This is a genomic window from Arthrobacter sp. 01T428, assembly GCF_056398685.1.
On sequence record NZ_JBFTPW010000003.1, the window covers coordinates 104844 to 121737 of the forward strand.

The 16894-nt window shown below is 63.7% G+C and carries 17 protein-coding genes; 7 read left to right on the forward strand and 10 right to left on the reverse strand.

Features of this window, described 5'->3' with window-relative positions; all coding sequences use genetic code 11:
• Positions 1-28: 28 nt before the first annotated feature.
• The 5 genes from AC1DJB_RS05820 to AC1DJB_RS05840 all read right to left on the reverse strand — a co-directional run bounded on the left by AC1DJB_RS05820 (position 29) and on the right by AC1DJB_RS05840 (position 3270).
• Complete coding sequence (locus tag AC1DJB_RS05820) at positions 29-469, reverse strand: helix-turn-helix transcriptional regulator (RefSeq protein ID WP_284989589.1); 441 nt, start codon at positions 467-469, stop codon at positions 29-31.
• 82 nt (positions 470-551) lie between these two features.
• A complete protein-coding gene (locus AC1DJB_RS05825) occupies positions 552-1349 on the reverse strand; it encodes an OmpA/MotB family protein (protein ID WP_059388229.1) in 798 nt (265 codons plus the stop codon).
• Entirely contained in the window at positions 1346-2173 is an 828-nt protein-coding gene (locus tag AC1DJB_RS05830; protein WP_307052744.1) for a motility protein A, read from the reverse strand. The genes AC1DJB_RS05825 and AC1DJB_RS05830 overlap by 4 nt, the downstream gene beginning before the upstream one ends.
• 3 nt (positions 2174-2176) lie before the next feature.
• Positions 2177-2431 carry a flagellar FlbD family protein gene (locus AC1DJB_RS05835; protein WP_441432743.1) on the reverse strand — a complete coding sequence of 85 codons (255 nt, stop codon included), beginning with the start codon at positions 2429-2431 and terminating at the stop codon, positions 2177-2179.
• Positions 2432-2520: 89 nt separating this feature from the next.
• Positions 2521-3270, reverse strand: coding sequence for an ABC transporter permease (locus AC1DJB_RS05840; protein WP_441432742.1), 750 nt, complete (start codon positions 3268-3270; stop codon positions 2521-2523).
• 217 nt (positions 3271-3487) lie between these two features.
• On the opposite strand from AC1DJB_RS05840, the gene AC1DJB_RS05845 reads away from it, so the two are divergent.
• The 6 genes from AC1DJB_RS05845 to AC1DJB_RS05870 all read left to right on the forward strand — a co-directional run bounded on the left by AC1DJB_RS05845 (position 3488) and on the right by AC1DJB_RS05870 (position 10492).
• Positions 3488-4546 (forward strand): iron ABC transporter substrate-binding protein, encoded by a 1059-nt coding sequence (locus tag AC1DJB_RS05845; protein ID WP_059388232.1) that lies wholly within the window; start codon positions 3488-3490, stop codon positions 4544-4546.
• A 4-nt stretch (positions 4547-4550) separates the two neighbouring features.
• Positions 4551-6161, forward strand: coding sequence for an ABC transporter permease (locus AC1DJB_RS05850; RefSeq protein WP_306963052.1), 1611 nt, complete (start codon positions 4551-4553; stop codon positions 6159-6161).
• Positions 6158-7312, forward strand: a complete 1155-nt coding sequence (locus AC1DJB_RS05855; RefSeq protein WP_284989585.1) for an ABC transporter ATP-binding protein — start codon at positions 6158-6160, stop codon at positions 7310-7312. The genes AC1DJB_RS05850 and AC1DJB_RS05855 overlap by 4 nt, the downstream gene beginning before the upstream one ends.
• A 201-nt stretch (positions 7313-7513) precedes the next feature.
• A complete protein-coding gene (locus AC1DJB_RS05860) occupies positions 7514-8428 on the forward strand; it encodes a patatin-like phospholipase family protein (RefSeq protein WP_441432741.1) in 915 nt (304 codons plus the stop codon).
• Between the two features lie 378 nt (positions 8429-8806).
• Positions 8807-9688, forward strand: coding sequence for a hypothetical protein (locus tag AC1DJB_RS05865; protein ID WP_441432740.1), 882 nt, complete (start codon positions 8807-8809; stop codon positions 9686-9688).
• Positions 9689-9919: 231 nt separating this feature from the next.
• The gene (locus AC1DJB_RS05870) at positions 9920-10492 is read left to right on the forward strand and encodes an MOSC domain-containing protein (protein ID WP_441432739.1); all 573 of its coding nucleotides are present in this window, start codon (positions 9920-9922) and stop codon (positions 10490-10492) included.
• Between the two features lie 8 nt (positions 10493-10500).
• Here AC1DJB_RS05870 and AC1DJB_RS05875 read toward each other — a convergent pair whose 3' ends face one another.
• Positions 10501-11775, reverse strand: coding sequence for an MFS transporter (locus AC1DJB_RS05875; RefSeq protein ID WP_441432782.1), 1275 nt, complete (start codon positions 11773-11775; stop codon positions 10501-10503).
• Positions 11776-12095: 320 nt separating this feature from the next.
• Between AC1DJB_RS05875 and AC1DJB_RS05880 the strand changes: the two genes are divergently transcribed.
• On the forward strand, positions 12096-13574 hold the full coding sequence (locus AC1DJB_RS05880; protein WP_441437420.1) for an HNH endonuclease: 1479 nt from the start codon (positions 12096-12098) through the stop codon (positions 13572-13574).
• Positions 13575-13579: 5 nt separating this feature from the next.
• Here AC1DJB_RS05880 and AC1DJB_RS05885 read toward each other — a convergent pair whose 3' ends face one another.
• The 4 genes from AC1DJB_RS05885 to AC1DJB_RS05900 are packed head-to-tail and all read right to left on the reverse strand — an operon-like array spanning position 13580 to position 16809.
• Positions 13580-14656: a sensor histidine kinase gene (locus AC1DJB_RS05885; protein ID WP_441437421.1), complete on the reverse strand. Its 1077-nt coding sequence runs from the start codon at positions 14654-14656 to the stop codon at positions 13580-13582.
• 11 nt (positions 14657-14667) lie between these two features.
• Complete coding sequence (locus AC1DJB_RS05890; protein WP_059388236.1) at positions 14668-15342, reverse strand: response regulator transcription factor; 675 nt, start codon at positions 15340-15342, stop codon at positions 14668-14670.
• Positions 15343-15347: 5 nt separating this feature from the next.
• Complete coding sequence (locus AC1DJB_RS05895; protein WP_284989579.1) at positions 15348-16001, reverse strand: DedA family protein; 654 nt, start codon at positions 15999-16001, stop codon at positions 15348-15350.
• Between the two features lie 10 nt (positions 16002-16011).
• Positions 16012-16809 carry a phosphatase PAP2 family protein gene (locus tag AC1DJB_RS05900; RefSeq protein ID WP_284989578.1) on the reverse strand — a complete coding sequence of 266 codons (798 nt, stop codon included), beginning with the start codon at positions 16807-16809 and terminating at the stop codon, positions 16012-16014.
• Positions 16810-16894: the final 85 nt, after the last annotated feature.

A 16894-nucleotide genomic window follows, 5' to 3' on the forward strand; every position in this document is an offset into this window, starting at 1 on the left:
CTGAAGTCGTGGCCGGCTACGGCCTGAGTCAGTCTGCGCCGACCGCCAGCGCTTCCAGACGCTTGCTGGCTTCGTTTCGGCTGGGCCGCGTACGTATCTTCGCGACGCACGCGGGCATGGCAGCCACGGCCAGGTGCTCGCGGGCGCGGTATGTGCTCGGCGGCACGCCGACGAGTTCAGTGAACCGCGAGCTGAAGGAGCCAAGTGACGTACAACCGACCTCCATGCACGCGTCGGTGACGCTCATTCCGCCGCGCAGGAGCGCCATCGCGCGCTCGATCCGGCGGGTCATGAGGTAGTTGTAAGGGGTCTCGCCATAGGCGGCGCGGAACTGCCGCGAAAAGTGCGCCGGTGACATGAACGCATGGCTGGCCATGGTGGGTACGTCGAGAGGCTTGGCGTACTCGCGGTCGATCAGGTCACGGGCCTTGCGCAAGTACGTGAGCCGGGCGATGTCTTCCGGGGTCATGCCACGAGCGTACCTCGGCACGCCCGTCACTTCCATGGTGCCCGACGCCGTCCCGTCACCGCCGCGACAAGCGCACCGGCCGCTATTGGCCGCCGGCCCTCGCCTTGAGCGCCTCGGGGATCAGGGCGCGGACCACTTCGGGCCGGTCCGAGAGGACGACGACGTCGACCCTGCGGTTGAGTTCCATCAGCGCCTCGGTGGAATCATCGTTGACCTGCCTGGCGGATCCGAAGGCAACGGCGCCGATGTGCCCTGGAGAAATTCCTCCATGGTCGACGAGGTACCGGAGGACGTTGACGGAGCGGGCGGAAGAAAGCTCCCACGTAGAGGGGTATGAGGTGACCCCGTTGGCCGCGTGGCCTTCCACCATGATTTCAAGGGCCGCCTTCGCCATGGTCGGGGCGATCATTCCAAGGACCTGGCTCGCGCGGGGCGTCAGTTCCGGTCGGTCGGGTTCGAAGAAGGTCTGCGATCCTACGAGTTTCACGGTGAGTCCGCGTTCGTTGATCTGGAACTGCACATTGGCTCCCAGCCCCGCGGCGTCGAGCTTGGACTTCATGTCGTCGCGCAAAGCGGTGAGCCGGGCCGCTTCCTTGAGTGCGAGGTCCAAGTTGGAGAATCCCTGTGCGTCGGCGCTGGTGTATTCCGGCGGAACGACCGTCCCGCTGGCGGTGTCCACCTTCTGGCTGGCCACCGTGCCGAACCCCGTGGCGAGAGAATTGCGGAGTTTGTCGAATTTGGCCTGGTCCACGGTGGACATTGCGAAGAGCACGATGAACATGCACATGAGCACCGTGACCATGTCCATATAGGAAGCCATCCAGCGTTCGTCGACGTGTTCTTCCGCCGGAGGTGAACCGCGGCGGCGCCGCGACCTCATGCGGCCTTGGACGAAGCGAATTTGCCGGGGCGGGCTTCGTCGTCGTCGCCCTTCTTTGCGGATTTCGCCTTGCCGAGGCGGTCCGGGGGAACCATGGCGCGGAGCCGTTCGGCGAGCAGGAGGGGCTGGGTCCCGTTCTGTACCGCCAGCATGCCCTCCATCAGGAGGGTCATGCGTTCGATTTCGAGCTCGGACAGTCGCTTGAGCCGCGAACTGAACGGCAGCCAAATGAAGTTCGCGGACAACAAACCCCAGAGCGTGGCCACGAAAGCGGAGGCGATCATTGGTCCCAGATGATCGGGTGAGGAGAGGTTTTCAAGGACGTGGGTCAGCGATACCACGGTGCCGATAATGCCGATGGTCGGCGCGTAGCCGCCCAGGCTCGCGAAGAACTTGGCGGAGACGTGGTCGCTGCGCATCTTGGAATCGATCTCGTCCTCCATGAGGATGCGCAATTCTTCGGCATCGGTGCCGTCGGCGATGTTCTGGAGGGCCCGGGCCACGAACGGATCCTTCTCGTCCGCGGCCGCCTCTTCGAGGGAGAGAAGCCCCTCGCTCCGCGCCTTCTCGGCAAGGCTGATCAGCTGGTCGATACTGTCCTGCGGCTTGTCGGTCTTTCCTTTGAACGCTTTGGGGAGGTCCTTGAACGCCCGCACGGTATCGCGGAACGTGTTCCCGGCAAGACCTACGGCCAGGGTGGCACCGAAAACCAGGACCATGGGCGCGGGAAGCAGGAGGGCCATGAGATTGGCGTCTTCGAGGGTCACCATGGCGACCACCGAGCCGAAGGCCAGGAACAGGCCGATTATTGTTGAAGGATCCATGGCTTACCTTCCGTCCGGGTCCGGTGTGCGCACGAGGCTCAAGGGATAACCCGTGACGGTGGGGAGGTCCTGTGCCCGCCGAAGAATATAGGCGCGGTAGTTCGCAATTAGTTCCACGACCTCCGCAAGGCTTTCGCGCACAACATAGGTAGCGCCGTCGAGGGTCACCAGATGGGTGTCCGGGCTTTCGTAGATCCGTTCAATGATGTCCGGATTCACGGCAAAGCTGGTGCCGTTCAGGCGGGTGACAACGATCATGGGCCGTTTCTGCTTTAGGTAGGGAGGCGCTTGTAGGAGTGCGGTTCAGTTCCTACTGTCGGCCGGAGGCTCGCTCCCGTTAGGCAGTGTCAGCGCAGCGTCGCTGGGCGCACGCGTACCGGTGCGAGGATTCCGATGATCATGACGGCGGTGATGGAACCTGCCGCCATGATCGCCGCGAGCACCACGATCTGGAAGCGACCTGCCTCAAAGGGAGAAACCCCGCCAAAAATCGCCCCGACGAACGCGCCGGGCAGGGTGACAAGTCCCGTCGTCTTGGTTTGATCGGTTGACGGGATCAGGGCCGAATAGACGCTCCGCCGGGCAAGATCAAGGGTTGCCTGCCTCGGGGTGGCGCCGAGCGCGAGCCAACCCTCAACTTCCTCCCAGTGCTCGTAAACGGATTCCTTGAAGCGCCGGCCGGCCAGGACTGCGATGGTCATGCCGTTGCCAATGACGATCCCGCCGATCGCGAGCGCATAGCGGGGAGTGAACGCGATGGCTCCCGTCGCGAAAATGACGGCGAGCGTCATTCCGATGCCAGCGGCCATGGAGCCGCTGACCAAGCCCAAATGATGAAGGCTCCAGCCAATGCGTCGCGTGGCACTCATCGCGGCCACGGCAAACATCACCAGCAGGGCTACTGCCACCCATAGCGGGCTGGTGATCACACCACCCAGAACAAAACTGATCGCGGCCAGTTGCACGGCTCCGCGAAGGATGGCCAGTGCGGGAGCGAAAGGGTGAGGGGTGCGGAACGCCAAGAGCAGTGCCAACGTGGCCGCCATCAGGACGCCGACGCCGAGGAAGGTCGGCAGGAATTCGGCGAGACCGGGCATGGAGCCAGCTTATCGACTGCCGCAAGGCACTCGCTCAACCGACGACACACCACCTCCATGCATTAGGTCATGTAAATCTTGCGCAATACATGTGATTCCCGTCACAATAGGGCATTCTGGATGGAAGTTTAGGTATGGCTAACCTAAAGTTTCAAGCTGTGAGCCCGCACCCACTTCCCCCGGGCTCCCTTGGATTTGCTCGCAGAAAGAAGCCCTCATGAAGATCCGCGCACATGCGCTGGCCGGCATCGCACTCGCCGCCACTGCAGCCCTGAGCCTGGCCGCTTGCGGCAACGGCACCGCCTCCTCCGCAGCCCCCGAGTCCGCTGCTACTTCCACTAAAGTGGGTGGCGAAATCACCGTCTACAACGCCCAGCACGACACCCTGACCAAGGAATGGGTGGACGCGTTCACCAAGCAGACCGGCGTCAAGGTCACCATCCGCCAGGGTTCCGACACCGAGCTCTCCAACCAGATCATCCAGGAAGGCGCGGCATCCCCGGCCGACGTCTTCCTCACGGAGAACTCCCCAGCCATGGCCCAGGTTGAGAACGCCGGCCTCTTCGCGGACATCGACAAGGCCACTGTGGACCAGGTCCCGGCCGCGTACCGCCCGTCCACCAACAAGTGGACCGGCATCGCCGCCCGCTCCACCGTCCTGGTGTACGACAAGACCAAGATCAGCGACGACAAGCTGCCCAAGTCCATGCTGGACCTGGCCAAGCCGGAGTGGAAGGGCAAGTGGGCTGCTTCGCCGTCCGGCGCTGACTTCCAGGCAATCGTTGCCGCCCTGCTCGAACAAAAGGGCGAAGCAGCCACCACTGAGTGGCTCAAGGGCATGAAGGACAACTTCAAGGCATACAAGGGCAACAGCACCGCCATGAAAGCCGTCAACGCCGGCGAAATCGACGCCGCCTTGATCTACCACTACTACTACTATGGCGACCAGGCGAAGACCGGCGAGAACTCCAAGAACGTCACCCCGTACTTCTTCAAGAACCAGGACCCCGGCGCCTTCCTGTCCGTCTCCGGCGGCGGCGTGCTGAAATCCTCCAAGAACTCCGCAGCTGCCCAGGCCTTCATCAAGTTCGTCACCGGCAAGCAGGGCCAGGAAGTCCTCAAGAACGGGACCTCCTACGAATACGCGATCGCTTCCAACGTCGACTCGAACGCTAAACTCGTTCCCATCAAGGATCTGCAAGCTCCCACGGTGGATCCGGCCAAATTGAACTCCGCAAAGGTCACCGACCTGATGACCAAGGCAGGACTGCTGTAATTCTGTGACCACTGATCTATCGGCTCGCCTCTCCCCGGAAGTTCCCGAGGCTTCGGCGAGCGCGACGACGGCGGGCAGGGGCAAGCGCCCCCGCCCGCCTTTCGGCGTTTCTGCAATATCCCTCCTGGCCGTGCTGATCGCACTGTTTTCGCTCATCCCGCTGGGGTACGTCGCTTACATGACGGCCGCGACCGGGTGGGACACCGCCGTCGCACTCATCTTCCGGCCGCGCGTTGGCGAGCTGCTCCTGAACACCGTCATGCTGGTGGTCTTCACGGTGCCGATCTCCCTGGTATTGGGAGTCGGTGGCGCGTGGCTCGTGGAGCGGACCAGGCTGCGAGGCCACCGCTGGTGGGCCGTGGCCCTGGCGGCTCCGCTGGCCATCCCGGCGTTCGTCAACAGCTATGCGTGGGTGACCGCCGTGCCCTCGCTGGAGGGCATCTGGTCCGGCGTACTCATCGCCACACTGTCGTATTTCCCGCTTGTCTACATTCCCGCGGCTGCGACCCTGGGGCGTCTCGACCCTGCGATTGAGCAGTCCGCGGCCTCCCTTGGCTTGGGACCGTGGGCCATCTTCTTCCGGGTTGTCCTGCCTCAACTCCGGATCGCGATGACCGGTGGCGCACTCCTGGTGTCGCTGCACCTGCTGGCCGAATACGGCGCGTTCGCGATGATCCGCTTCGACACGTTCACCACCGCGATCATGACCCAGTTCCAATCCACGTTCAACGGCACTGCCGGGAACATGTTGGCAAGCGTCCTGGTGTTCTTCTGCCTCATCCTGCTCCTGGCCGAAGTCAGGAGCCGCGGTAACGCACGCTATGCCCGTATCGGTTCCGGCGCGCAGGCCAAGCCGACCAGGCTTCCCTTGCACCACTACCAGCTTCCCTCCCAGCTCGCCCTGCTTGCGCTCACCGTTTTGGCCTTCGGATTGCCGATCTTTTTTGTCCTGCGCTGGGTAGTGGCCGGTGGCGCCCGCGTCTGGTCGGCCGACGAATTCCTTCCGGCTCTCCTCCAGACCCTCGCTTATGGCACGGTAGGCGCAGCGGCGACTATCGTCGTCGGCTTCCCCATGGCCTATCTGGCCGTGCGGCACCCCAGCTGGTTCAGCAAGATGCTTGAGCTCTCGAATTACGTCACCAGTTCCCTGCCCGGCATCGTGGTGGGCCTTGCCTTCGTCACCGTGAGCATCCGAATGGTCCCGGGCGTGTACCAGACCTCCGGGGTCCTGATTGCAGCCTATGTGCTGCTGTTCCTGCCGCGGGCCCTGGTAAACATCCGCTCCGGGCTGTCCCAGGCTCCCAAGGAGCTCGACGAAGCCGCACAATCGCTCGGCAAGGCCCCCCTGGTGTCCTTCCTGAAAGTGACGCTGCGCCTCACAGCTCCGGCCGCCGCCGGCGGGGCCGCGCTGGTGTTCCTCGCCATCGTCAACGAGCTGACCGCCACGCTGCTGCTGTCCCCCAATGGCACGCACACCCTGGCCACCGAGTTTTGGAGCAAGAGCAGCGAGATCGACTATTCAGGCGCGGCGCCGTATGCCCTGCTCATGATCCTCTTGTCTGCCCCCATGACGTACTTGCTTTTCCAACAGTCCAAGAAAGTAGCCGGACAGTGACCGAACAATCCCCCTCAAGGCTTCCGTCACCCCGCGTGGCGGCTTCGGTGGCCCCCACCACCAACACGCATCTGGACATCGCCGAGGTCACCAAGAACTTCGGCTCCCAGGCTGTGCTGAAGGGCGTGAACCTCTCCGTGGCCAAGGGCGGGACCACCGCTATCGTCGGGCCATCCGGATCCGGCAAGACCACCCTGCTGCGCTTGATCGCCGGCTTTGAACACCCGGACACCGGCTCCATCAGCCTCAACGGAAACAAGGTGGCCGGGGACGGGATCTGGGTACCGGCCCACAAGCGGCATGTTGGCTATGTGGCCCAGGACGGCGCGCTCTTCCCGCACCTTACGGTGGGGCAGAACATCGCGTTCGGACTGGACAAATCAGCGCTCGACGGCGGCCGCCGCGCCGTGAAGGCCCGTGTCCAGGAACTGCTCGACATGGTTTCCCTCGATGCGGACATGGCAAAGAGGCGCCCCCACCAGCTTTCGGGAGGCCAGCAGCAACGGGTGGCGCTTGCCCGCGCACTGGCCCGCGAACCGCAGCTCATGCTGCTCGACGAGCCGTTCTCAGCGCTCGACGCCGGCCTCCGCGTGGCCACACGGCGCGCCGTGGCGAAGGTGCTGAACGAAGCCGGAGTCACCACCATCCTGGTGACGCACGATCAAGCCGAGGCCCTGTCCTTCGCGGATCAGGTGGCGATCATGCGCGGCGGGAAACTGGCGCAGATCGGCAACCCGTTCGTTGTGTACACCCGTCCCGCGGACCGGGCAACGGCCGAATTCCTCGGCGACGCAGTCATCCTGGACGCGTGGATGGAAGGCTCCCTGGCCACGTGTTCGCTGGGCGGCATACCCGTACGCCGTCCCCCGGCACAGGGCCTCGTGCAGTTGATGCTCCGCCCCGAACAAATCCGGATTGCTCCCGACGGTCCCATCCGCGGAGTCGTGGTCGACACTGACTACTTCGGCCCCGAGACAACCGTGCGGATCAAGCTCGCCCCGCGCGTTGCCGCCGCCGGCGCATCCTTGGCCTACCCGGGAGGTGGCGAAATCATCACCATCCGGCACTGGAACGCTTCCATCACCAAGCCCGGCACGGAACTCTGCCTCCGCGTGGTGGGCGAAGGCGTGGCGTTCCCTGTGGAGGATTAGGGGCGACGGCCGGCGCAGTGCCGGACCGTTGCGCTCCGCATTGCGGGCGTGCTAGCGTTGCGGCGGTCGTGATCAATCAGCAGGAGGTGAGTCCCATGAATGCAGTATCCGCAATGGGTGCTCCCCTGCAGTCCACGATCGCGCGACTGAACTAGTCGCCACCGGGAGCGCCAAACAGGCAATTCGCGAAAGGCGACTCCCATGAACACAACACCTTCTTTTCCTTTGCACTCCCGCGATCGGGCGCTGGTCCTAGGTGGCGGCGGATCGACAGGCAATGCCTGGCTGATCGGCGTCATCGCCGGCCTCTTCGATGCCGGGCTGGATGTGACCGACGCCGATCTGACCATCGGCACCTCGGCCGGATCAACGGCCGCGGCCCAGATTGCCGGCGCGACACCAACTCAACTGTTCGCCAACATCCTTGACGCCGTCCCCCCGCAACGGCCCGCTCCGGTCGGGTCCGGGCCTGGACGCGCGCCGGCCAGGCCAGTGGTGAACCACCTCGAGCGGATCAACAAGATCATCGCCGATGCCCAGGATGTGGCTGACATGCGCCGGCGACTCGGCGCAGCAGCGCTCGACATGGATGCGGCGTCGGATGGCGCCTGGTCAACGCAATGGCGCACCACTGTCGCCACCCGGCTACCCAGCCAGCACTGGCCTGAACGGACAGTGCTCATCACGGCGGTCGATGCCCGTGACGGTGAACCGGTCGCGTTCGACCGCCATAGCGGCGTCGACTTGGTGGATGCAATCGCCGCCAGCTGTTCCAGCGGCTTGCCTTACAGGATCGGAGACAAGCGGTACCTCGACGGCGGCTATCGATCCAACGCCGAGAATGCCGATCTGGCAGCCGGATACGGACGGGTCCTGGTGCTCTCACCCTTCGGTGGCAGATCATTGCAACCGCAGGAGTGGGGCACGCATCTCGCGACGCAGGTCGACGAACTCCGCGCAGGCGGCAGCAGAGTCGAGACGATCTTCCCGGACAGCAACTCGGAGCACATGTTCGGCGCCAATGCCATGGATCTGTCGCTGCGTCCGCCCGCGGCCCAGGCGGGTTACGAGCAAGGCAGAGCCCTTGCCGGGCAGCTCACGGAATTTTGGGGCTGAGCGCCCGGGGTTCCTGAGCCTGCAGGCGTGACGACACCGGTTCACGCATAGGAGGCGACCGAGGCGGTCAAGGGCCGCCTCGGTCACCTTCGCGGCTCAGCCCCGGCTACCTCATCGATCATAAGAGTCGCATTAATGTCAAGAGTTTTTGCTCCTATTGAGTGACGTATACCTGAAATTGAGTGGTCGAAAGTCATAAATTGAGTAGCGACGGACGGTGGATTGAGTATTGAGACATGCGAGAGGAATGCAATCCGTGATTCCCATTTTGGAATTTGAAAATAATTCCCTCGACCTGTTTCATAAAACTCTTGCCCTCATTTGCCTCATATGCATAATTTGATCGTGAAGCGCCTGTCTCTCTCTGAAAGGTGATCCATGTCAAACAGATCTAAGCTAGGTTCAATCGGAAGTCTTCTACTTGTCGCGCTTGTCGCCAGTGGGGTCGTGGTGTCGAGCGCGGGGGTTGCACAGGCATCGCCAGTTTCTTTAGGTGAAGGGGTTCATTCGCCAAGCAAAGTCAGTACTGTTACGGTCCCCGGAACGAACATCGTTGTTTCTGGCGCCGGCGCTTGGTCCGCAAGCATCACTCTTCCGGGCACGGCTTCATCCGAAGCTCTCGCAAAACCGGGCAAGATCCCGGACGGCCTTTTCGCCGGGCAAGGTGAGCCGGTTCTGAGCACCAAACTCAACAGTGCCGTGATTAGTAGTTATGCCACAGGCAAGGGAACTCAGACACTGATCAACATTGCTTCAAACACTGCGGATCGAGAATATCGGTTTCCCTTGTCGCTCCCCGCAGGATCAAAAGCAGCCATAGACACTGATGGTTCCGTTGTTGTTCGCACCGCTGAGGGTGCGATTGCTGGGGGTTACAGGGCTCCATGGGCTTACGATGCGCTCGGCAGGGCTGTTCCGACGCGGTTCTCCCTCGACGGAGAGGCTCTCGTGCAGTCGATCGATTTTGATCAGAACACAGCCTTTCCGGTAACCGCTGATCCGAGCGACTTTTGGGGCTGGGCCAAGTGTATAGCGACCGTTACGGCAGAGGTTGCTGCTAACGCTCTGGTCGCCGGTAAAGTCGCTAAACTAGTTGCAAGGTTTGGAAGTATTCAGAGGACCTTCGAAATTCTCTTCCGCGCCTGGAACGCGGCATCCGGGTTGGAGAAGAAGTGGCAAGCTGTCGTTGCCGCCGGCGGTGGTCTTGCTGGAGAGGTTCTAGGCATCGCCTCGATCAAGGAAGCGTGTTTTGACTCCTAAAGGTGCTCGCGACATTCCTATTTCCCTGCTTCTATTTGCATTGGTAGCGGTTCTGCTATTCATAACGGCCGCCGGATATATGCAGCTCTGGTGGTCAATACTTGCTGGTATCGCGCTTGTTGGAACCGGCATCGGAGCTTTCGCTGATTTCCAGCGTCGCAAGAACTAGCTTTTCAAGGTTGGGGTAGAGTGCCCGGGGTTGCTCACCCGGGACAGGCATAGCCTTATGGCATGACCGCAAGCTACAGGTACGACGTGGAGATCCTGTATCTCCTTGTGTCATCCGGCCACGCCTACTTCGGCCGCGCACGCGATGGTGCCGCCGAGGTGCCCACAACGGACGCCGAGCAGGTCGACGTCGTAAGCGGCAAGGGCATCGTCGGTGACCGGTTCTTCGGCAAGGCCGCGCACATGGATGCCGCAGTCACCCTGATAGCCATCGAGTCGCTCGAAGCGATGGCTGCTGAGCTGGGGGTCGCCCCTTTTGACCCGCTCCTCACGCGCCGCAATGTGGTCCTCAGGGGAGCCCACCTGGCTCCCCTGCTGGGCGAAGAATTTGCCTTGGAATCGCGGGGCGGCGTTGTCCGGTTCCGCGGCGGACGTCCGGCCCACCCCTGCGCGTGGATGGACCAAGTCCTGGCTCCGGGCGCGCACGCCGCCATGCGCGGGCGTGGGGGCGTGCGCTGCCAACCGCTTTCGGATGGCACCCTGCATCGTGGCACAGCTGTGCTAATTAGTCCCGTGCCGCTTGTTCCTGACAAGGCCGGCGAGGCCACGTTCCACGGGGCTTCGCGGCTTCCGTAGGTCCATTCTTAGGACTGCCGTGGTTCCGTTTCGGATGTGATGATCGCGGCGTTGGCCTGGTCGGCCAAAGAGCCCTGCCGACGACTCGCCAGGAGGAACGGCACCGCGATCAGCTCGATAACGCCGCTGATCGCGAGCGAGGCGGAGTAGCCGTAAACATCGGCGGCCCGGCCGAGCAGCGGCTGCACCACCACTCCACCGCTTGATCCCATCAGCGAGTCGAAGCTCAGCACTGTTGCCCGCTGCTTCGACGGGATCATGTCGTTCACGTAGGCCTGCCGTACCGGTGTGGCCGCCGAGTCGACCATGGCCCAGAACGTCAACAGCGCCAAGGCCACCCAGAAGACATTCGTGAACCCGAGCACCACCAGAATCGATGCGCTCACCACTCCACTCAGAATCAACACCGTAGTGCGTTTGCGAACGAGGCGCCGGATACGCGGTGCAAGCCATCCGCCCACCACCTGCGCCCCCGCCACGATTGCCGCTGCCAGCCCGGCCACCGAGTACGCGCGCGGGTCACCGAAGAGCTGAAGCAGGTACGGCTGCAGGGCATAGAACACATAGATCCCGACGCCGGCACTGAACGGCGCTGCCAACATCACGTACCGCACGGGTGGATTTTTCAAACCGTTCTCGATCGAGGCGTCGAGGACAGCACGGGTCGCCTTGAGTGGAGGGGCAGAGCGCTCGGGGGTGAAGCCGACGTCGTGCATCAGCAAGAAGGCCACCACGAACATGGCGAGGAGCACGCCCACGCGAATCAGGAACGGGACTCCCAGGTTGGTGGCCTGCGCGATCACCCCGCCAGCCACTGAGCCCGCAAGCATGGCGGCACCCGACACCATCTGTCCCCGCCCGAGCACCGTCTCCAAGCCACCCTCATATCCAGTGAAGCGCAACGCGTCGACGAGCCAGGCCTCCACTGCACCCGAGAAGAAGGTGAAGCCCAAGCCGAGCAACACCGACACCACGGCCCACCACAAGAACGGGGCCGAAAGCTGCCAGAGCAGAAAGTAAAGGTAGGTGGATCCGGCCAGTGTCACCGTGCCAAGAAGGAACGAAACGCGGCGTCCCCAACCATCGGCCACCACTCCAGTGGGCACTTCGAAGACGACCATCCCGGCAGTGAAGAAGGCGTTTGCCGCAAAGGCCTCAAGATTGCTGAGTCCGGCATCCAGTAGGAAGAGGGTATTGATCCCCCAAATGAACGAGGCCGCAAGGGTATTGCCGAGGGTCAAGGTGAGGTAGACACTTTGGATCTTTCGGGCGGCGGGGTTCATTGGAACGACGGCCCCGCCTTGGCGAGGGGGAACCACGAGGCCATTCTCGTCCGCTTCGGATGCGCACGCCAGAGGCGGACGGGACGGGTTTGAGGGGAGCCCACCGCAAAGCACACCTCACGCCGGCGAAGCCGATCACAACGTCGCCCATCGGGTGATTATCGACGGCTGCGAGGTTGAGCCGGTGGCGGCGGAAGGAGACCCGGGAACCGGAATCCTTCCCGAGCAAATATGGAAAATTTCTGCTGATTTCCGGGATTTTTCGGTGGGCAGGTGTTCTTCGACCTAAGAATGTCAGTGGTCCCTGGGATGCTTTGGTTATGGCCGGAATTCGGGAAACCCAGCTGATGGGGACGGGCGCGCCAGTCGGCGGCGCAGGTCCGGATGCTGCTGTCTCGTGGGCCGAAATAAGAGACCTGCTCGGTGCGGTGGCCTCGCTCCGGCCAGGCGCCGACGGCGCTGAACTGATTGACCAGCTGCGGGCACTGGAGGATTTCAAGTCCGCGGCCGCGGCTGCGCAGGCCCGGATTGCCGTCTCCTTCGATGCGGCCCAGCGCAGCGCCGAGACGAACCTGGGCGTCCCCGCCGACGAGCGCGGCCGCGGCGTCGCAGCCCAGATTGCCTTGGCCCGGCGGGAATCCCCCGCCAAAGGACCCCGATTGCTGGGTTTGGCGAAGGCCCTCGTGACCGAGATGCCGCATACCCTGGCCGCGCTGGATTCGGGACAGCTGAACGAATGGCGCGCCACCCTGCTGGTGAAGGAAACAGCCTGCCTGTCCGCCGAAGACCGCTGCGCCGTGGACGAGGAGCTCGCCGCCGACACGGGAGTCTTCGACGGCGCCGGAGACAAGACCATCATCTCCGCCGCACGGGCCGCCGCCTACCGGCGGGACCCCCGCTCCGTCACCCAACGCGCCAGCCGTGCCGCGGCGGAGCGGCACGTGAGCCTTCGCCCGGCACCGGACACCATGACCTACCTGACCGCCCTGCTTCCCGTCGCCCAGGGCGTGGCCGTGCACGCGGCCTTGACCCGGCACGCCGACACCCTTCGCTCCGGCGGAGACACCCGGTCCCGCGGGCAGATCATGGCCGACGCCCTGGTCGAACGCACCACCGGCACCCCCGGCAGGATCAGTGGGGTTGAGGTCCAGCTCGTCATGACCGACCGCACCCTCTTCCATCGCGACAGCGAACCGGCGCGTCTCCCGGGCTACGGGATTGTCCCCGCTGCGTGGGCACGGGCAATGCTGGTTGGGAACGAGGGCCAGGCGGAACCCGGCCAGGCCGGTCCCGGCGGCCAGTCCGCGGACCGGGCCTTCAAGGTCTGGCTCCGGCGCCTCTACACAGCCCCCGGAACCGGGGACCTCGTCGCCGCCGATTCGAGAGCCCGGCTCTTCCCGCCAGGCATGAGGCGCTTCATCCAGGCCCGCGACGACACTTGCCGGACACCCTACTGCGACGCACCGATCCGCCACTTCGACCACATCATCCCCTGGCACGACGGTGGACACACCACTCTGGCCAACGGCGCGGGGCTATGCGAAGCCTGCAACCACACCAAAGAACTCCCCGGCTGGACAGCACAAACCGGAGCAGCAACAACCCAGCACGGGACACGGCATGTCCTGGACATCCGCACCCCCACCGGACGCCACTACCGGTCAACAGCCCCGCCCCCGCCAGGAACCGGGCTATCCATGACCACGGCGGCGCCAGATTCCAGAAGCCACCGACGCAAGCTCCGACACCATGCAAAGGCGCTTAAATACGCCCAACCCGCCAAACTGCGGGCCGCCTAAGTAAGCTATGCCGAGCCGGACGACGTGTCTTTCGGGCCGGTGTCTTTCGGGCCGGTGTCTTTCGGGCCGGTGTCTTTCGGCGCCGCATCTTTGGGGCCCGCATCTTTCGCAGCGAGCGGCAGGGTGATCCTCATGACCGTTCCCCGCGGCCCGCTGCGCTCAACCTCCACAGTGCCGCGGGCCCCGGTGATGATTTCACGGACCAGCGCCAAGCCGATTCCGAAGCTGCGCTGGCCTGGTGCGCCCTCCGGACTGTGTGTCCTCACGAAGCGGTCAAAGATCCGGGTCTGGTCCACGCCTTTGATCCCAGCCCCGGAATCCGAAACCGTGACCACTGCGCGGTTGCCGAGCACCTCCGTCGTGATCCCCACCTGGCCGCCAGCTGGGGTGTGTGCCAGCGCATTGTCGGCCAGCGCGAGGAGGGCACGTCGGAAGCCATTGCTGTCAATGAGCGCGAAGGGGCGGTCCTTTTCCGTCAGGGTGACGCGGACGTTCTTCTCTCCCGCGAGCTGTTGCAAGCTCTCGACAACGGCACCCGCCACCTTGGCGAGATCGCTCGGCTCTGCGGCTGCGTCCGGAGGCGAGCCGGTGGCTGCGACAAGCAATTCGTTGACGATGCCGGTGAGGGTAGCTGTGTCATTTCGGATGCGGGCGAGCGCTTCCCCCGTTTTTGAGTCCGCGGCGGCATCGCGCTGGGCGAGCTGGACCCGTGCATCGAGGATGGCGAGGGGCGTGCGCAATTCGTGGCTGGCGTCCTGAACGAAACGTCGCTGCAGGGCAAGCGCTTCGCCAAGGGGCCTGATGGCGCTCCGCGCGCTGAGCCAGCCGATGGCACCGGCGAGGAGGATCCCCGCAATGCCGGCAACGATCATGGCCTTCAGGAGGTCCTTTGTGTCCAGATATGCGTAGACGGAGTCGGTTTCGCCTGGTCCCGGCAGCGTTGGATGCTGCGCCTGGTTGAAGAGGTAGATCGCGGCGGCCGCAAGCAGGCAAAGAACCAAAACCGCGCATGCCGCGCTGATCCGCACTGCGATCTTCAGGGAGGCTCTGCGGAGAGTCTCCTGGTCCGGGTTCTCAGTCATGGGTGTCGTTCTCAGTCATGGGGGTCGCCGATCTGGTATCCGAGGCCGTGGACTGTCCGGATCACCGTTTTGGAAATCTTGCGGCGCAAATGGTGGACGTAGGTGTCAATCACGCCCGGCTGGTCCGTGGGGTGGAACAAGGCGTTGATGAGGTCTTCACGGGTAAACACACGCTCGGGTTCGCCGGCCAGGATTTCGAGGAGCCCGGCCTCCTTCGCCGTCAGGGTGACGACGGAACCGTACACGGAGCGCACGGAGCGGGCACCGGCGTCGAACTCCCAATCCCCGATTCCCAGGGTCTGGGGCGGCAGCGCGTACGTTCGGGTGAGGGCTCGCAAGCGGGCGGCCAATTCCATGGCGTCGAACGGCTTGCTCATGTAATCGTTCGCCCCGGCGTCGAGGCCCCGGATCTTCTCGTCGGTGGCACCGAGCGCCGTCAGGATCAGGATCGGGGTGGCAATCCCCTTGGCACGAAGGGCCTTGATGAGTGCGATGCCGTCCATGACCGGCAGCCCCCGGTCAATGACCATCGCATCCCAACTCTGTGTCAGGGCGAGGTGGAGCCCGTCGCGCCCATTGACAGCCAAGCGGACAGAGAAGTCCGGCTCCAGGAGTTCGCTGATGAGCGGCCCCAGGGCGGAGTCGTCTTCGACCAAGAGGAGGGCCGGCCGCTCAGCTGTTGTCATGCTGCCTATTCTTCCCCGGCGTGCCCGTTCGCGGCGCCTACCTTGACGTTGCGCCGCTTTTTGAGCAACTCGACTCCCCACGGCAGGACGGAGACCAAAACCATGATTACGGCAATGGCGTCAATGTTGTTTGCGATGAACTCGTAGTGTCCCAGCCACGAGCCCAGGAGTGTCACGGAGGTCGCCCAAATGACGGCCCCGGCGATGTTCCACAGGGTAAAGGATTTGTAGTTGTAGCGCGCGATGCCTGCGCTGAGCGGCGCAAACGTCCGCACAATGGGGACAAAGCGGGCCAAGACGATTGCGGGGCCGCCGCGGCGCTTGAAGAATTCTTCGGCCGCATCCAAGTGGGCGGTTTTCAAGACCCGGGCGTCGTCCTTGAACCATCGCCGTCCGAACTTGCGCCCAAGCATGTAGCCGATCTGGTCTCCTGCGATGGCGGCGGCTGATACGACGGCGATCAACACAGGCAGTTCAAGCTGCAGTTGCTGGTGAAGCAGGCCCGTGGTGAACAGCAAGGAGTCACCGGGCAGGAAAGGGAAAAGGAGACCGGATTCGATGAAGACGATCAGCGCCACTACCCCCAGCGCCGCAGGGCCCAAGCCCTGGAGGAGGGTGGTGGGATCAAGGAATGCGGGCATGGCGGAAAGTACGTGCATGGGGTCCTCCTCAGGATCCGTGTGCTTGGGTTGGGGCTGCTCCCGAGGCGGCTGCCTCCGAGGCGCCTGCTTCTGATGCAACGCCAAACGGTAGCCGCGCGAAAACCCGCGGGGCGTACCGGTTCCAGAACCCGGCCAAGACGATCACTGCGGCGCTGGTGGCCAGGAATGACGCCACAACGTCGCTGGGGTAATGGACTCCGATGTAGATACGCGACCACGCCACCACCACGGCCATGACAGCACCGGCCCACGCAGTGATGACGCCCCACCGGCTTCCCCGGACCAGGAAGTACAGAGCGAAGGCGAGCGCTACGGCGAAGGCGGTGTGGCCGCTGGGAAAACTGTTGGAACCCGTTTCCGGAGCCAGGGGGTCGAAAAGAAGCGCGGGGTTGGGCCGGTGGCGGGCAACGATAAGTTTGAATACCTCGCTGGCAACCCAGCCCGAACATGCGAAGAGCACAAACATGACAGCCCGCACGAAGGACTTGCGGACCAGGCAAAGGTACAAGCCGATCACGAGGACAATGCAGACTCCCGCTACGGGGGCGAAGAGGACGTTCAAAGCCATGGCCGCGGTGGTCAGTGCGCCCACGTGATGGCGGCTGAGTTCCTGGTCAATACCGAATTCCCCAGTGGTCAGGCCTGCTACCGCCTGCACGCTGAAGCCAATGGCAAGGACGGCCGCGGCGAGGACAATGCCCCACAGGAGCCAGAACCTCGTCTGGGGAAGCAACGGCACACTGTGACGGACGACGGCGGAAGCGCGGCCTTCCGTGGAAGTGTTCTGCTTGGGGTGTGATCGCATGGTGTCTCCGGTTCGGGGTGACGGCCGTTGTGCGGCCTGTTTCCACTCTCCCGTGGGGCACTTAAGAAGCTCTTAAGAACTCCTG

Excerpts from the sequence above, each read along its gene's own strand:
- AC1DJB_RS05820 (WP_284989589.1), bottom strand. The coding sequence starts at position 469 with ATGACCCCGGAAGACATCGCCCGGCTCACGTACTTGCGCAAGGCCCGT.
- AC1DJB_RS05825 (WP_059388229.1), bottom strand. The coding sequence starts at position 1,349 with ATGAGGTCGCGGCGCCGCCGCGGTTCACCTCCGGCGGAAGAACACGTC.
- AC1DJB_RS05830 (WP_307052744.1), bottom strand. The coding sequence starts at position 2,173 with ATGGATCCTTCAACAATAATCGGCCTGTTCCTGGCCTTCGGCTCGGTG.
- AC1DJB_RS05835 (WP_441432743.1), bottom strand. The coding sequence starts at position 2,431 with ATGATCGTTGTCACCCGCCTGAACGGCACCAGCTTTGCCGTGAATCCG.
- AC1DJB_RS05840 (WP_441432742.1), bottom strand. The coding sequence starts at position 3,270 with ATGCCCGGTCTCGCCGAATTCCTGCCGACCTTCCTCGGCGTCGGCGTC.
- AC1DJB_RS05845 (WP_059388232.1), top strand. The coding sequence starts at position 3,488 with ATGAAGATCCGCGCACATGCGCTGGCCGGCATCGCACTCGCCGCCACT.
- AC1DJB_RS05860 (WP_441432741.1), top strand. The coding sequence starts at position 7,514 with ATGAACACAACACCTTCTTTTCCTTTGCACTCCCGCGATCGGGCGCTG.
- AC1DJB_RS05865 (WP_441432740.1), top strand. The coding sequence starts at position 8,807 with ATGTCAAACAGATCTAAGCTAGGTTCAATCGGAAGTCTTCTACTTGTC.
- AC1DJB_RS05870 (WP_441432739.1), top strand. The coding sequence starts at position 9,920 with ATGACCGCAAGCTACAGGTACGACGTGGAGATCCTGTATCTCCTTGTG.
- AC1DJB_RS05875 (WP_441432782.1), bottom strand. The coding sequence starts at position 11,775 with ATGAACCCCGCCGCCCGAAAGATCCAAAGTGTCTACCTCACCTTGACC.
- AC1DJB_RS05880 (WP_441437420.1), top strand. The coding sequence starts at position 12,096 with ATGGCCGGAATTCGGGAAACCCAGCTGATGGGGACGGGCGCGCCAGTC.
- AC1DJB_RS05885 (WP_441437421.1), bottom strand. The coding sequence starts at position 14,656 with ATGACTGAGAACCCGGACCAGGAGACTCTCCGCAGAGCCTCCCTGAAG.
- AC1DJB_RS05890 (WP_059388236.1), bottom strand. The coding sequence starts at position 15,342 with ATGACAACAGCTGAGCGGCCGGCCCTCCTCTTGGTCGAAGACGACTCC.
- AC1DJB_RS05895 (WP_284989579.1), bottom strand. The coding sequence starts at position 16,001 with ATGCACGTACTTTCCGCCATGCCCGCATTCCTTGATCCCACCACCCTC.
- AC1DJB_RS05900 (WP_284989578.1), bottom strand. The coding sequence starts at position 16,809 with ATGCGATCACACCCCAAGCAGAACACTTCCACGGAAGGCCGCGCTTCC.